Raw genomic sequence first — 16,028 nt, forward strand, 5'->3', positions numbered from 1 at the left:
TTATCACAATATCTTTAAACTCTTATTAATAATGAAGGGAAATCAGGTACAAAAAGCCTTTTTTATCGTCACTACTATTCTGTACCTGCTGTTTAACCCTGTATAACCGGACTAAAACGGCAATAGACCAAACTTTTTTATAAAAGTTTCATCTATATCAATCAACCCTTTTTGCTGCAGTCTGTCAAGCACCTCTTTCGTACAAAACGTATCACCTGGCCATTCACGTTTATATCCATCCATTGAATTCTTGTTTGTCGCATCGATCGCAATAAAGCCTTTGAGCTTAACATCACGCTGGGCATCAATATTATTTACTACACGCCAAATAAGCATATAGGGGTCTGTAATATCATTATTGGCTTGATCTACAATAACAAGTACTTTGAGATGGGATTTGAGAACTTTAAGTTCTTTTATGAGCTCACGCATAGAACGCTCTTTTTTCACAGCAATGACACAGACAGGGTTTCTGGTATGAATCATATACTGTTTAAGCGCAACGATATTACTGTCTATTTGCTGCATCTTTGCTAAAAGCTCAGAATCATCAAGCAGAGCTTCCATCCCGCTTTCTACTTCATCACCTGTTGCATCGATACCCAGTTTTCCACCAACAAACTGCTTTTTGGATGAGTGGTCCAAATGATCGACGATCCCCTGGGTAATAAGTATTTTACTTTTATCCAGTCTATTCAGAATATATTTGACAAGCTCTTCAAAATCTTCCAGTTCAGGTGCATCTTCTGCTACAAAAACTGCATGCTTGACAAAGCTCATCTGTCCTACACCCCAGAATGCATGCATGAACTGCTGAGCATGCCCCGGATAGAGTGTTTTCATCTTGGCAAGAATAAGGTTGTGAAAAACACCGTTTTCCGGCATATTGTAATCGATAAGATCAGGAGCCATCGGTTTTAGCATCGGCAGAAATACCCGTTCGGTCGCCCACCCCATATATTTATCCTCAAGCGGTGGCTTCCCTACAACTGTTGCGGCAAAGACCGGCTCTTTTTTCATGGTAATGGTCTCTACTTCCATAACGGGGAACGGCTCTTTGAGTGTATAGTACCCGGTATGATCACCGAACGGTCCTTCTATCTCCATCTTTTCCGGATCAACAAAACCTTCAATAACAATATCTACATCTCTTGGAATGTAAATATCGTTGGTGATCGACTTGACAAGCTGAGCATTTTTGTTCCTTACGAAACCATAAAGAAGCATTTCAAACATTCCATGCGGCATCGGTGCCTGCCCACACCAAATATAGAGCGGATCTCCACCGATAGCAACGGTCACAGGCATCTTCTTGCCGGCTCTTTGGTACTGGTCAAAAAAGTGTGAGGCATCTTTATGGATCTGCCAGTGCATTCCCAGTCTGTTACTGTCATACTGCTGCAAACGGTACATACCGAGGTTCTGCATTGAACCATCCAGACTCTGGGTATAGACCTGTCCCATTGTAATGAATGGGCCTCCATCCTCTTCCCATGTTTTTAGAACAGGCAATCTGTCAAGATCAACCTCTTCTTTTGGAATAATGATCTCCTGACACTCTCCTCTGAACTTCAAACGTTTGGGAAAGACATTTTTGAGTGAAAAGAGTTTGGGAACCATAGCAAGTTTCGCTTTGAAAGTCTTAGGCGGTTTCAGCTTGAGAAGTTCACCAATCCCTTCTGCCACCTCATCAGGATGTTTGTCAAAGATCTTCTCTGTGATCTCCTTGTTGGCAAAGATATTCATGAGTACAGGCATATCATACTCTATGCCTTTTGCTTTGTTGACCGGTTTTGTAAACAATATTGGCCGTGAATCTTCTTTTTTGACCTCTATGTACGCCACATGCGGAATCTCAAGCTCCACATCGAGCGCTTCGTCAATGATCTTTAAATTGCCGTTGTCTTTGAGCCACTGGATGACATCCTGCATACTGTTCCCCTGTATAAATATAGGGAAGATTATAGCGAAAAAGGAGTTATAGACTTATGGGCACCTCTAATAACCCCATACGCCCATAATGGGTTTTGCAGATGTGAGATTTTGCAAGAGGCTTTCAAGTCCTAGCCAAAGCTAAGACGATGGAAGCATCTTGTGAAAGATCGCGTCTGCAAAGCCCACCCTTTGGGCAATGCCGGCTTTGCCCTATACGGCGTTACACTTTTTCGACTTAGCTACGGCTAGGTCTGTAAAGTGTGCCTTGCCTAGAACAAAGCCGGCAATGTTATGAGCATATGGGGTTATTAGAGGTGCCCTTATACTGATCCTTGAAAAACAGATACGATACAGCTATACTTTACTCTGCGGTAAAGTATTACAGCCTCTCCGGCATCTCATCTTTAAAGGCACTCTTCTCAGCATTTTCAAGAATATCAAGCGCACCTTTTTCTATCATGTTCTGGGCCAGCTGGTCACCGATAATATCAGCTTCATCAAGCGGTGCAGTAAGATATTCATGGAGAATGTGCGTACCGTCAGGATAGCCGATCATCGCTCTGACAGAAAGAGTCTGAGCCTCCTCATCGATAGTAGCATTAACAGCAACCGGTGCGGAACAGCCTGCTCCAATAACAGAGATGAAGTCACGCTCTACTTTGGTACAGATAAAAGTCGGCTCATGGTTCAAGCTCATAGCGATCTCTCTAACTCTGTCGTTGTTCGCCACTATCTCTATGCCAAGTGCCGCCTGTCCCATTGGTGGGATGAAAAAATCAAGCTTTTCTGTATACGGAATATCTTTTAGCAGATCAAGTCTTTTAAGACCTATATAGGCAAGAATAATCGCATCATACTGTCCCTCTTTCAGTTTTCGCAAACGCGTATTGACATTGCCTCTGAGGTCTTTAACCTTAAGATCAGGGCGCTTCTCAAGCAGTTGCATACGGCGTCTGAGACTTGTTGTTCCTACTACTGCACCTTCAGGAAGTTCATCGAGGCTTTTATAGGTATGGGATAAAAAAACATCACTCTGGTCCTGACGCTCTGTAATGGCACAAAGTTCCAACCCTTCAGGGATGTAAGTCGGTACATCTTTAAGTGAGTGTACTGCCAGATGTGCATTTCCCGCAAGCATCTCATCTTCAAGTTCTTTTGTAAAGTGCCCTTTACCTCCAACCAGTGCCAGCGGTCTGTCAAGGATCCTGTCCCCTTTTGAAGTGATCTCATTAAGCTTAACCGTAATCTCCGGGAAATCTCTCTCTATTCTCTCTTTAATGTGATACGCCTGCCAGAGTGCCAATGCACTCGCGCGTGTTGCAATGATCAGTGTTTCCAACAATATTCTCCCTTCCTCGTGCGTTTGGAACCGCTTCCACCATACAAAAGGAGCTTTTTAGAATGAATAGCATACCAACACTCTTCACTCTTCACTCCTCACTTGTAAGAAGTTTACTTTACAAGCTTCTTGTATCCGTCTCTCATCTTATCCCACTGGCCGTCAATATAGACTGTCGGTGTACCATTAACCATCATTCTTCCTGCTGCTGATTCATCTGCCTTCATCGCATCTTTAACCTCTTTGGCATCGATCTTCGCAGCAGTGATCTCATATCCTGTCTGTTTCTTGATTGCTGAAAGTACTTTTTTTGTATCCTTCTCATTAGGACTGATCTTCAGTGTATACATCTTTTCAACAATATCTGTTTTACCCTCTTTTTGCGCTACATGCATCACACGTGTCAAAATATCTGAAACGGGGTGGATTCTTCTTAACGGAAGATGATAATAATACACTGAGATCACCTCAGGATGCTCTTTGGCCGCTTTAAAAATTTCAGGTACTACTTCCTGGCAAAAAGGACACATCGGGTCTGAAAATACCAATATCTTGTGCTTGGCATCTTTATTCCCGAAAAGAAGATGTGCATCATCATATATCGTTTCAGGTACGGTCGGTTTGATCTCATTTCTGTAACTTCTGCCTGTTTTAATACTTACAAGGTTACCTGTGATCAGACCATCTTTAACAAACATAACCTCCGGAGCATGGATCTCTTTCTTCTGATAGGTAAGATCTATTGTTGTAAGCAAAACTGTCCATCCGGGAAGATCCTTGTGGGTCTTTGCCTCTATGACCGTAACACCGTTAACCTTTACCTGCGGGTTTTTCACCACATTTCTTTTAACATACTTCGTAAGTTTTTTCGTATCCGGTACATTATTCGCGTTCAATGCGATCGTTGCGATCAATGTGCTCGTCAACAATTTCGACATCAATGACATTATCGTCTCCTTTGTGTGTATGATAGTTTGTTCGTTCAGGTGTTATTTTAGCCACAAATTGTAAATAAACCGTGTAAAGCAGCGCACCTATTCCCATAAAGTCACTGACAACTCCGGGAAGGATAAGCAAGATCGCTCCGGTGAAGTATGCCATGTTGGCATCCTGAAACCTCTTCAGGTCAAGTTTCCCTTGCTGAAGCGACTGCATATTGCCCATCACTGCATAAGGAGATTGCTTCAAAAGCGTAACTCCTGCAAAGATCGATGCAATGATCCAAACAGTCGACCAGAGTGCACCGATGATCTCAAGCATCTTCAAAGAGAAATAGATCTCCAAAAAAAGATAAGGGATCAGAATAACAATTAACATAATCTCTCTTCCACAAGAGAGAGGATCTCCTCTGCTGCGATCTCCTCTTTTATCATACCGTCCCTTGTCACAAATTCGACCAGTCCATCTGCCAGTTTCTTCCCTATAACAATCGAATAGGGAATACCGATCAGTTCATAGTCTTTCATCTTTGCACCAAACCTGTCCTTACGATCATCAAAGAGTACATCAATCCCTTTGTCAAGCATCGTTTCATAGAGCTTTTCCCCCAGTGCCATTTGCGCTTCATCTTTAATGTTTGACACCATAATGTGCAGATCAAATGGTGCAGACTCCCTGGTCCAGATACACCCTTTGTCATCATGATTCTGTTCTATGATCGCCGCAATCAGACGGCTAACACCGATACCGTAGGTCCCCATGACCATCGGTTGAGCTTTTCCGTTCTCATCAAGAAAAGTACACCCTAATGGTTCAGAATAACGCGTACCCAGCTGAAAGATGTGACCCGCTTCGATCCCTTTGGTATAACGTAACGGCGCACCACAGCAACTGCAGAGATCACCTTCCTGCACGGCAACCAGGTCTTTATAGTCAGCATCTACACCTTTAAAACTGTTACCGACAAGATGGTAGTCTGTCTCATTGGCACCGCAGATCATTGATGTAGCCTCTTTAAGATTATTGTCCAGAACAACACGTACCCCTTCAGGTACTACTGTCGGCCCCATATAGCCGGCAACCAGTCCGATTTCCGCCAACTCCTCTTCAGTAACATCAACAAGCTCGTTTGCATTGACCGCGTTGCAGGCTTTAACCTCCTGAAGTTCATCTGAACCTCTGAGAGCAAAAAGCACGATCTGACTTCTACCTTCATCATAAAGTGCCTTTTTGGCCACTGTTTTCACAAGGTAGTACGGATCGACCCTGAAAAACTTTGCAAGATCTTCGATAGTCATGGTATTTGGCGTATAGAACTTTGCAAAAAGTGCCTCAGGTGCTTCCGCTTCACACGGCTTTTCTTTTCGTACTGCCGCTTCAATATTCGCCCCGTATTCACAGGCATCACAGACTACAATAGTGTCTTCTCCGCTGTCAGCCAATACCATAAATTCTTTGGAACCAGAACCCCCGATAGCACCAGAGTCCGCTTCTACCACTCTGAACTCCAGCCCCAGGCGATTAAAGATCTTTTTGTAAGTCTCCTCCATCAGATCGAACTCACGTTTCATGTCACATTCATCGGCATGGAAACTGTAGCCGTCCTTCATCAGGAATTCACGTCCCCGCATCAAACCGAAACGCGGCCTTATCTCATCACGGAACTTTAGGTTGATCTGGTAGAGGTTCAGAGGTAACTGCTTGTAACTTTTTACACTCTGGCGTACCAAGTTGACCATCATCTCTTCATGGGTCGGTCCAAGCACGAACTCATTCTCTTTGCGGTCTTTAAAACGCAAAAGCTCTTTACCATACTTTTCATAACGGCCGCTCTCTTTCCAAAGAGATGCAGGTGTTACGAAAGAGAGGCTTACTTCCTGGCAGCCGGCCTTGTCAAGCTCCTCTTTAACAACACGCTGCACTCGCTCCAGCACTCTTTTTCCCAATGGTAGAAAATTGTATAGACCGCTTCCTCCCACAGACTGGATGAACCCTCCGCGGATTAGATAGATATGACTCGCCAATGTCGCATCATGGGGAGTCTCTTTGGTTGTCGGTACTAATAATCTTGAAAATCTCACGCGTTGTATCCTTTACTATGATGATCGTTCTTATACTGTTTTAGATCCACATGTTCTGTATCGATATTGAACATCTTCTTAACCGCTTCGATACAGTTGGCATTCTTTTTCTCTGTGGAGGAGGCTCTGAGATTCTGCGTCGGATCATGCAGAAACCGGTTGAACATCTGTTCTGCCATCTTTCGCATATTTTTCTCATACTCTTTGGGTACAAATCCTTTTTTCAGTGCCCTTGCCATCTCTTTTTCAATCGCTTCAGAAACATGCTCCCGCATCTGTTTGATAACCGGTTCTATAGAGAGTGCTCTCAGCCATGTATAGAACTCATCTGTATACCGCTTGACTATCTCTGTTGCACGAATAGCCTGCTCCTGACGCATGGCATGGTTTTCATTGGAGATACTGCGCAGATCATCAATGCGGAAAAGCTCTAATTTTGGAAGATCCATATCAGCGATATCTCTTGGGATTGCCATGTCAAACCAGTGTCTTGGCAGTGTTTCATTTTCTATCATCTCCTGTGTAATAACAGGGTCAGATGATGATGTAGCAGAAAAAAGCAGTCGATAGCGGTTAATATACTTTGGAAGATTCTCCATTGTATCGGCTTTGACATTCTCCCCCAGATTGTCTGCAACACGCTGTACTTTCTCAAGGTCACGCCCTATCAGCACAACATCACACCCTACTCTAAGCAGATGTTTGGCAGCCAGTACCCCCATCTCTCCTGCACCTACAACAATACCCTTCATCCCCTGAATATTGTCTCCAAGCAGTTTGTGTGCCTGGGCAACAGCTACTGAAGCGATAGAAACAGGGTTTTGGGAGATGTTGGTAGCATTTCTCACTTCTGCTGCACATTTGACAGCATAAGAGATGACACGGTTAAGCTTGCGCCCCGCCGTACCGTTTTGAAAAGAGAGTTTGAAGGCATCTTTGACCTGTCCTGTAATCTGTGACTCTCCCACAACCAGAGAGTCTAAAGAAGAGACAACCGAAAAGATATGCTCAATCGCCTCTTCATCATCGTAACGTTTAGCTGTATTCTTAAGCTCATAAAAACTTAAATCACTCTTCTGGCTCATTAATCCGAGCACTGCATGAAAACTGGAAAAGTTGTCCCGTGTTGCAAGTATGATCTCCACACGGTTGCAGGTTGAAACAATGAACACTTCATGAATGAACTCAAAATGAGTCAATTGGTCAAGAATGGTCTTCACCTCTTCATGATTGGCAAATGCCAGCTTCTCACGCATCATCAGCTCACAGTTCTTATGCGAAAAACTTACTACCTGGTAGTACATTAAAACTCCCTGTCAATCATTTCCATAGCAATTTCCGAGAGAGCATCTTCTCCAAGAGCATTCATCAGCTCTACTGCCTCATCAATGAGCTCTCTTGCCTGTGCATGACACTTGATCAGTATCTGCTTCTCTTCCATCTGATGCATGATCCACATCTGTTCTTTGGGATCAAGCACTTTTTTATGCAGTGATCGAAGTTTCTTCCTGTCAGTATCATCCAGAGTTTCATAGAGATAGATATATGGCAGTGTCGTTTTCCCTTCAACAAAATCATGCAGTGCAGGTTTACCCAAAGTCGTACTGTCAGCAGTAATATCCAACAGGTCATCAACCATCTGAAATGCCAATCCAAGGTTACGTCCGTAGATCATAAACGGCTCTTTGGGTTTGCCTGCAAGCACTGCTGCTGCACCTGCACTCGCTTCAATAAGCGAGGCAGTCTTTTGGTAGATCATCTCAAGATAAACCTCTTTGTCCACATTGAAGGTTTTTGAGAGTGAAACATCCTTGAGCTCTCCAAGACTCAACTGTACAACGGCATTGGAGACGATCTTAGCCACTTCTGTGGAGATATTATTCAGTTCAAAGAAACCTTTGGAATAAAGAATGTCTCCCAACATGATCGCAGTTTTGTTGCCGTACAGTGCATTGAGAGAAGGTTTGTTTCGGCGTATATATGCATCATCGATCACATCATCATGTAACAGACTGGCTGCATGGATCATCTCTACGATCGCAGCTGTTTTCACTACGGGGAGACTTCCTCCCGCTATTCTTAAAATAAGTTTCGCACGCAGACGTTTTCCACGGGGAAGTCTCGTATAGAGTGAAGCAACCTCTTTGTCGTTCAATTCACCAACAAACTGCTCTATTTTTCTCTCAACGGCACTCAACATTACTGTTCCTTAACTTATTCGCACTGTGTAACAATGTTACCTACAAGTTCAATGAAAATAGAAGCAACTCTACTGTCAACATCTTTATCTATGACCAATGCTTTGATCTGTGCTTCAAGCTCCTCATCCAGACCGCGCTCTTCAAGCATCTTTTCAGCCACAGCCAGGCGACGGAACACCTTCTCGATCTCCATCTCTACAATGTTTTGGTTAGCTGTTTTGGCAATGCTGAAATAGTTCTCTTTTGGTGAACTTACCATAAAATCATCTTCGTCATCAAATATATTCATATTCTATTCCTTATATATAGTCTTAACAAGGAAATTATTATAGCCAAATAGGTTTAATCTATATATGTCTCTATGGGTTTTGGCTCTCCCAGATAGTATCCCTGTACATAATCGATCTCCAATGAACGTACTTCATTATATATCTCTTCACTGGAAACAAACTCTGCAACAAGTTTATATCCAAAAGTCTCAGAGAGCTTCTTAAGAGAGGAGAGAACGGCTTTTGTACGCTTCGGACTTGTCAACAGCTCATGGATCAGACTGCCGTCGATCTTCAAGATATCTACATCCAGTCTGATCAGATAATTGTAGTTAGAGTAACCGCTTCCAAAATCATCTATAGCAATTTTTGAACCAAAAGTTTTTAACTGCTGAAAAACCAGTGCAACTTCATCGTAATCCTGAATTTCGTGGTTTTCTACTATCTCGAAAGTGAGTCTGTCTGCAATATTTTTATGACGATATAGTTTTTTTGTGATAAGTTTCAGCATATCTTCATTGTGGAGATCATCAAGATCCAGATTAATAGATACTTTGATCTCCGGGTACTTATCCAAAACATTAAAGACCTCATTGAGTACCAGCTTGCTCATCTTGATATATTGCGTTGTCCCCCTGATCGTATCCAGGAAATAGTATGGCGAAATAAGCTTTTGCGGATCCTCTTTGTCGATCAAACGTACCAAAGCTTCATATTTGTCAATTTTCTGTGTTTCTGTATTGAAGATAGGCTGGTATAGACAGGTGATACGCTGCTCTTCCAGTGCGTTTCTGATATAATCTATATTATATCTCACTTCGTCAGCTTCTATATCATCAATAATTTCCAGTCCGTTCTTTCCTCTGCTTTTGACCTTCAGAAGCTTTTCATCCAAGAACCTGTAGATATTATCTATGGATTTTGCATCTTCAGGTGTGACAATGGCACTCATTGAAAGTGTAAGGGAGATAACCTCATTATCGACCAGAAAGCGTTTTTTGTTTAAACCTTTAAATACTTTTTCGGCTGTTTCTTTCAAGTTACAGCTTCCTTTTTCAACCACTGCAAAAAACTCACTCCCTCCAATATGTATCACTCGAGACTCATTAGGCAAAAGTTCTGTCATCTCTTCGGTAAACTGTTTCAGGACCCTGTTTCCGGAAGCATACCCGTATCGGTCATTGACCTGTTTAAATCCATCTATATCAACCATCATAGCATCATACCTGTTGACCTGCCTGGTATCAAAGAACTCTTTCAGGTAGAGCTTGGTATATGCAGAAGTTACCGGGTCTATCAATATATTTTTCCTCAGTTTATGAAAACTGTATGCCAGATAGGCCAAGAAGATCAGACTGGCAATCAAAAACCACTGCATCAATGTCACAATAAATACAATGGGGGAATTAAAATCATTGAGGTAGTCACCATACTCTTTGGAAAGATCCATAACCAAGAGAGCCTGGGTCTGATGCTCTTTGACAATCGGATAAACCAGTGAAAGCCAAACCTCTTCAACCCCTTCGGACTGTTTGATTATCTGTGGCTTCTGTGTCTCATAGACCCTGTCAAAAAGTTTGCTTTTTGGAAAAAAGATCGTATTGTACTCAACAGGGTCTTCCAGTGTTCCATCAAGCAAAAAACGGTAATGTCCCTTTTTATCTTTATAAATGAGGAAAATATACTGAAACTCTTTTGTCAAGAAGGCATGGAGGGTTTTATTAAGGGTATGCCTCTTCTGAGGGTGTGTCTCCAGATACGATTTAAGTGCAGCAGCCCCCGTTTCAGACTGAATATATTGTGCGATTCTCTGGGCATACTGTTTTGCTTTATAAATCTCCGTATTTTTAAGTTTCTCGGTACTCTCAGCGATCGAATATTGTAGATAGATCGCAAAGAGAGTCAGCAGCCCCATTATGAGAAAAATATATTTATTGGTATGCCTGGAGATCATAGTGCATCAACCAAAAAGTTTTTATACTCTTTTGGCAGAGTAATATTGTGTTTGTCCAGACGATTTTTAATAAACAACAGCTGTGACCGCCCTTTTCGCCAGTAGAATGCTCCTACCGCTTCTGGAGAAAGCTTCAAAAGGCGATAATCTGTCACAAACAAAACAGGTTCTCTCTCTTTGTTACGCATATTCTCTCTTTCTCCTCTGATCTTAGAGAGTGTCGAACGGTTTGTAACCAAAATGACATCTGCCTTTTCCGGATCCCTAGATAAAAAAATTCTTTTTGAATAGGCAAACACTTGCCTGTATTCCCTATCATCCGTAAACACACGTATCACCGGCTTAGGTACCAGTACAGAAAATATCTGATGGTATATTTTCAGGGTACTCTCCCTTTCCAATGCATGAAGCTGCCCATACAACAGCATAAGAACAGTCAGGATCTTTTTCAAAACAGATACTCCATCTCAATGGTAATACGCTGATCTGTCGGAGAGATCTGTAAAGGAGTCAGCAGGGTTGATGTTACAGGGTCAACTCTAAACAGCGTTGACTTTTTGGCTTTGTCAAGAAGATTTTCTCCTTTGAGCGTCAGAGTAAGTTCCTCACTGATATTCCAGGAGACTGCACAGGTCAGATCGAAATAGTTTTTCCAGTCAAGACTGTTACTGTGCCATACTATACCATTGTAAAAATCCAGTTTTTCATAAGCATTTGTCAAACTGAGGTATCCGCTTACATCTTCCAGTTTGTCTAAATTAAAAATATCTTTATAGCGTGCATAATAAAGCTGCATGTTCACTTTATTATTCAGATCAATATCGTAATCATAGTTCATGACTGCAAAGAAGTACTTTGTTTCTCCCGATGCATCCGGGGTATCATTTTGCACAAGTCCATCTTCATCCTGCATCATAAGCAGCATTAACCTCAGACGATAGTTCTCATCACTATAGGCAATTTCCTGGGTAATACCCAGTGTGGTCTGCGGTTCTATGTCCTGAAGATTTGAAATATCCAAATAACGCACAAAGGGTTCCAAAGCAAACTGGGTACGATAGAGATACGCCTTATAACTCCAGTGCTCGCTGCTGTAGATATATCCTAAACGCAGCTGCAAAAGCGAATCACTCTCCACCCCTCCGTTTCTTGAAATATGATTATAAGATGCCCCTAGTGTCACAAGCTGCCGATCACTAAACGCATACTGGTCCTGAAAAAAGACCGAAGCTATCCTTTCTTCTGTAAAAGGAGATGTTAAAGCATCCTCCCCATCCCTTTCAAACGAATCAAGCTTTTTGTACCTCCCTTTGATGCCAGCCGTAATACGGTTCCTTCCTATAGTTTCCTTGTAAGTCACCTCTGCCGTATAGGTACTGTTCTTGTATACACCGTTGAAAGTATTCGCACCCAGGGCATCTGACCAGAGCAAAGGCAGATCATCTGCCTGTACCATTTCTGTTTTCAGCCAGTCATAGGCAAACTGGGCACGCCAGTGTGTATCAAAAACTATTCCATAATCCAAATGCAAATTGAGATAGTCTATTTGTGAAACCAACGGTGTGGCATCCCAACTCATACCCGCAAGGCTGTCAGTATCTTTTTTCATGACCTGCAGATGAAAGACCTGATCTTCCGTTTTTACATAAGAGAAAAGCTGCATACGTTCAAAGTCCCTGCTTAGAGGTGTAGCGGTTCCGTTGGCTATGGTCTCTCTTTTGGCATCGGTGTGAGAGAAGTTGATCATATAGGAAAGATCTTTTGTTTGCTGTCCGTAACTGACACTTTGGGAGTTGTACCCCCTGCTTCCCTCTACAAGATCCAGCTTTCCTCCACTGTCTCGCTTCGGGTCCTTGGAGTAAAGAAAAATAGTAAGGTAGGCCGGTTCAACGGAGGTATCAAAAGAGGGAATAGCGTAATAAAACTCTATATGGTCAACAAAATCGATATTCACATCCCCATACAGCATCAATCCGCTGCCCATCCACCCCTGCGTAACCTCTACACCATCCACATAAAGACGGACAAAATTACTTCTGTAAGGTTCCAGCCCTCCGGAAGTCAAAGGATCAGGAAGTCCGTATCTGTTTTCATGATAATAGATCACCGGTGTTGCTTTAAAAACATCCTTCAGTGTCTTGGCATGCATCTTCTCCAGTTTTTCTCTGGTAAAAAGTACCAGATGCCCTTTATTTTCATCAATGGTCTTCTGGCTCAAAGCATTTTTTTGATTATACTCCTGCAAGATACTCTCAACATTCTCTGCATGCCCCACAGCTGTTGAAAGTAACCATAAAAATACCAAACTCCCCTTTACTACTCTTTTCTTCACGCAATATCTCATACTTTCCTACTACTCCAAAATTCCTATTTTTTTATTATATCCTCATTATCATAAAGTATAATAATCTTCATTTATTTAGTCAATTATAACAAAAAGAACTCTATAATTTCAAAGCGTACCATAAATAAAGGTTATCCTAATATGTCAGAAACAGAAGCCATCCACCTTTTAACAAAAGAATACTCTCTTGTTCTTGCTGCCACACAAGAAGATTTTCAGGCTGTGAAAAAGCTGAGAAACGATATTATTTCTCACAACTATCCAGAATTGGATCCTCAAGAAATAGAGCCTTATCTTTTCAGTCAAGATGATGAGCAGTCATTCATCTATCTTTTACGACATCAGACAACAAACAAATATGTCGGTACGGTCAGGATATTTTTCATCAATGGATATACTCCTATACAACAAATACCTATGCAAAAAGATTTTCATGTCACAAATATAGACTACTTAGTAAAAAATGTGCCTTTCTGTGAGATTTCCAGAGGTGCCCTTATTCACAATATAACAGACTATAAACATTATTCTCAACTAAAACTACGAACAATGTTAACTTATGGACTAATGGTTGCAACACGAATTAATTTTATACTTTATCCATACACCATGGTTTTCTCCATCATGGAATCCTCTTTGCATCGTATTCTTAAAAGACAGCGTGTCAACTTTGAACAAATAGGAGAACCTGTAAATCATTATGGAACACGAATACCATTTGCCATCGAAAGACAAAAGCTTTTGATAGAAACCGAAAATACCATGGGGCAGATCACAAGATACTACCTCAAAGAACTTTGCAAAAATCCGGAAGCATTGTGGAAATTTGTAGACAACAACCCTTATCTGAAACGTTCGGACATTCACCTTGACCGCATCTGCCAACTCTTCAAAGAGTATGGAGATGATGTAGATATATCACTTTTACTGGAAGAAGCAGTAAATATCGAGGCTTGAAAAAGCTCTCCTGTCTCAAATCTGTAGAAAAGAAACAGTTCTTGCCTACTTAATAACGGCTTTTATAATTCTACTGCTGCTCCTGTTGCAGTAAGAGAGTCTCTATTATTACCGCACCAACTAAATACCTCAAACTTTGAGAGAACGAGACGAGGCAAGATGTGCGTGAAAAAATCTGAAGGACTACCCGTAGGTAATTCAAAGATTTTTTTGCGTGCAGGTTGTCTCGTATCGTTCTCCCCGAAGGGTGCTGCACTTTCGCCCACATACGGCGTTAGATTTTCTTGAATTAGCCTCCGGCTAGTCCTGCGAAAACCTGCCTTGTCTGTAAACGAAATTGCAGCATCAAAGATTGAGGTATTTAATTGGTACGGTAATATTATGCAGATTCTCAATAATTACGATATAATACCGTACAATTTAAGCGTATATCGGTCAAACTCTCAAATATTCCCTGATCAACGGGAAGGACTGCCTTCAAGGTATTTCATAGAAAACTAAACATTTAACTCAGCCTAGGACCGACCTGTAAAACATATATGGTAGGCTCGGTCACTCCGCAAACAGTCCGGAGTACAAAAGGTAAACAATTATGTCATTCAATACACTGGGGCTCTCGGAACCTCTACTCAAAGCGATCAAAGATCAGGGCTATACAATCCCAACACCCATTCAGAAGCAGGCACTGCCTGTAGTCATCGAAGGGAAAGATGTACTTGCCGCAGCACAAACAGGTACAGGAAAAACTGCTGCTTTCACACTGCCTTTACTGGAAAGACTTTCACAAACACACCCGAAAATGGGGAAAAAACAGATACGCGTTCTAGTACTCACACCGACACGTGAACTTGCAGCACAGGTTGCGCAGAGCATCAAAAACTACGGTAAGTATATGAAATACAGTTCGACTGTTATTTACGGTGGTGTAGGAATCAATCCGCAACTGGCTACTCTCAGAAAAGGTGTGGACACTGTCATCGCAACTCCGGGAAGACTGCTGGATATCGCAGGACAAGAGGGCATAGACTTCTCTGCATTGGAGACACTGATACTTGATGAAGCGGACAGAATGCTGGATATGGGATTTATACATGATATAAAAAAACTGATGAAAATGATGCCGCAGAGGAGACAGACACTGCTCTTTTCCGCAACATTCTCCCCAGACATCAAAAAGCTTGCTTCCGGACTTTTAAAAAAGCCTGTACTGATAGAAGTAGCCAAAGAGAATACCACGGCAGAACAGGTCAGCCAAGTCGTACACTTTGTCGATAAGTCCCGTAAAAGAGAGCTGCTTTCACAACTTATCAAAACAAAAAACTGGAGACAGGTACTGGTCTTTACCCGTACCAAACACGGTGCAAACAGACTGACAAAACAGCTTGAAGAGAGCGGAATCACCGCGGCAGCCATTCATGGCAACAAAAGCCAGGGGGCCAGGACCAAAGCGCTTGCCAGTTTCAAAGCCAACGATATCCGTGTGCTTGTAGCAACTGACATCGCTGCAAGAGGTATAGACATCGATCAACTACCGCACGTGGTCAATTATGAACTGCCCAACGTACCTGAAGATTACGTACACCGTATAGGACGTACCGGGCGTGCCGGACAAAGCGGTGAAGCGGTCTCACTGGTCTGTATTGATGAACATAAACTGCTTTTTGATATCGAGAAGTTCATTAAATCAAAGATCAACAAGGTTCAGATCGAAGCTTTTCAACCAGACCCTGACATTAAAGCCGAACCTATTCAGAACGGTAGAGGCAGTGGACAAAAACGCAGAAGTGAAAATTCACGAAAGAGATCCGGGAACAACAGTTCCCGAAATAATAAACATAAAGAAACCAAAAGAAGAGCTCAGAAAACCACTCCCTGAACAGACAGTAAAAAACAAATAACAAAGGTAGTTCCGTAGCTACAAACGTGAAGCAGTTCACGTTTGCTTAACGCTTTTGCCTCCACGGGTCGCTTTGCTCCACCGCTCCGGTTCCGTAGCTACAAACGTGAAG

13 protein-coding genes are annotated in these 16,028 nt (G+C 42.2%); 2 read left to right on the forward strand and 11 right to left on the reverse strand.

From position 1 onward, the window contains the following. Nucleotides 1–111: 111 nt before the first annotated feature. The 11 genes from IMZ28_RS07705 to IMZ28_RS07755 all read right to left on the reverse strand — a co-directional run bounded on the left by IMZ28_RS07705 (nucleotide 112) and on the right by IMZ28_RS07755 (nucleotide 13,050). Nucleotides 112–1,932: a menaquinone biosynthesis decarboxylase gene (locus IMZ28_RS07705; protein WP_197548006.1), complete on the reverse strand. Its 1,821-nt coding sequence runs from the start codon at nucleotides 1,930–1,932 to the stop codon at nucleotides 112–114. A 382-nt stretch (nucleotides 1,933–2,314) separates the two neighbouring features. Further along, entirely contained in the window at nucleotides 2,315–3,274 is a 960-nt protein-coding gene (hemC, locus tag IMZ28_RS07710) for a hydroxymethylbilane synthase (protein WP_197548007.1), read from the reverse strand. 113 nt (nucleotides 3,275–3,387) lie between these two features. After that, the gene (locus IMZ28_RS07715) at nucleotides 3,388–4,221 is read right to left on the reverse strand and encodes a DsbA family protein (protein ID WP_197548008.1); all 834 of its coding nucleotides are present in this window, start codon (nucleotides 4,219–4,221) and stop codon (nucleotides 3,388–3,390) included. Continuing rightward, nucleotides 4,157–4,591, reverse strand: a complete 435-nt coding sequence (locus tag IMZ28_RS07720) for an FxsA family protein (protein WP_197548009.1) — start codon at nucleotides 4,589–4,591, stop codon at nucleotides 4,157–4,159. Before IMZ28_RS07720 ends, IMZ28_RS07715 begins: the two co-directional genes overlap by 65 nt. Further along, nucleotides 4,585–6,294: a proline--tRNA ligase gene (locus tag IMZ28_RS07725; RefSeq protein WP_197548010.1), complete on the reverse strand. Its 1,710-nt coding sequence runs from the start codon at nucleotides 6,292–6,294 to the stop codon at nucleotides 4,585–4,587. The genes IMZ28_RS07720 and IMZ28_RS07725 overlap by 7 nt, the downstream gene beginning before the upstream one ends. Continuing rightward, nucleotides 6,291–7,598 (reverse strand): glutamyl-tRNA reductase, encoded by a 1,308-nt coding sequence (hemA, locus tag IMZ28_RS07730; RefSeq protein WP_197548011.1) that lies wholly within the window; start codon nucleotides 7,596–7,598, stop codon nucleotides 6,291–6,293. Before hemA ends, IMZ28_RS07725 begins: the two co-directional genes overlap by 4 nt. After that, nucleotides 7,598–8,494, reverse strand: coding sequence for a polyprenyl synthetase family protein (locus tag IMZ28_RS07735; protein ID WP_197548012.1), 897 nt, complete (start codon nucleotides 8,492–8,494; stop codon nucleotides 7,598–7,600). The genes hemA and IMZ28_RS07735 overlap by 1 nt, the downstream gene beginning before the upstream one ends. A gap of 14 nt (nucleotides 8,495–8,508) precedes the next feature. After that, on the reverse strand, nucleotides 8,509–8,784 hold the full coding sequence (locus tag IMZ28_RS07740) for a DUF2018 family protein (RefSeq protein WP_197548013.1): 276 nt from the start codon (nucleotides 8,782–8,784) through the stop codon (nucleotides 8,509–8,511). Nucleotides 8,785–8,837: 53 nt separating this feature from the next. Then, the gene (locus IMZ28_RS07745; protein WP_197548014.1) at nucleotides 8,838–10,679 is read right to left on the reverse strand and encodes a bifunctional diguanylate cyclase/phosphodiesterase; all 1,842 of its coding nucleotides are present in this window, start codon (nucleotides 10,677–10,679) and stop codon (nucleotides 8,838–8,840) included. 35 nt (nucleotides 10,680–10,714) lie between these two features. After that, nucleotides 10,715–11,170, reverse strand: a complete 456-nt coding sequence (locus tag IMZ28_RS07750) for a hypothetical protein (RefSeq protein WP_197548015.1) — start codon at nucleotides 11,168–11,170, stop codon at nucleotides 10,715–10,717. Continuing rightward, a complete protein-coding gene (locus tag IMZ28_RS07755) occupies nucleotides 11,167–13,050 on the reverse strand; it encodes a TonB-dependent receptor plug domain-containing protein (protein WP_197548016.1) in 1,884 nt (627 codons plus the stop codon). Before IMZ28_RS07755 ends, IMZ28_RS07750 begins: the two co-directional genes overlap by 4 nt. Before the next feature lie 153 nt (nucleotides 13,051–13,203). Here IMZ28_RS07755 and IMZ28_RS07760 point away from each other — a divergent pair, with 153 nt between their 5' ends. Both IMZ28_RS07760 and IMZ28_RS07765 read left to right on the forward strand, forming a co-directional pair. Then, nucleotides 13,204–14,019 (forward strand): lysophospholipid acyltransferase family protein, encoded by an 816-nt coding sequence (locus IMZ28_RS07760; protein WP_197548017.1) that lies wholly within the window; start codon nucleotides 13,204–13,206, stop codon nucleotides 14,017–14,019. A gap of 592 nt (nucleotides 14,020–14,611) precedes the next feature. Further along, nucleotides 14,612–15,895, forward strand: coding sequence for a DEAD/DEAH box helicase (locus IMZ28_RS07765; protein ID WP_197548018.1), 1,284 nt, complete (start codon nucleotides 14,612–14,614; stop codon nucleotides 15,893–15,895). Nucleotides 15,896–16,028 lie beyond the last annotated feature (133 nt).

The sequence above is a fragment of the Sulfurovum indicum genome (assembly GCF_014931715.1).
In the GTDB taxonomy this organism is placed as follows: Bacteria; Campylobacterota; Campylobacteria; order Campylobacterales; family Sulfurovaceae; genus Sulfurovum; species Sulfurovum indicum.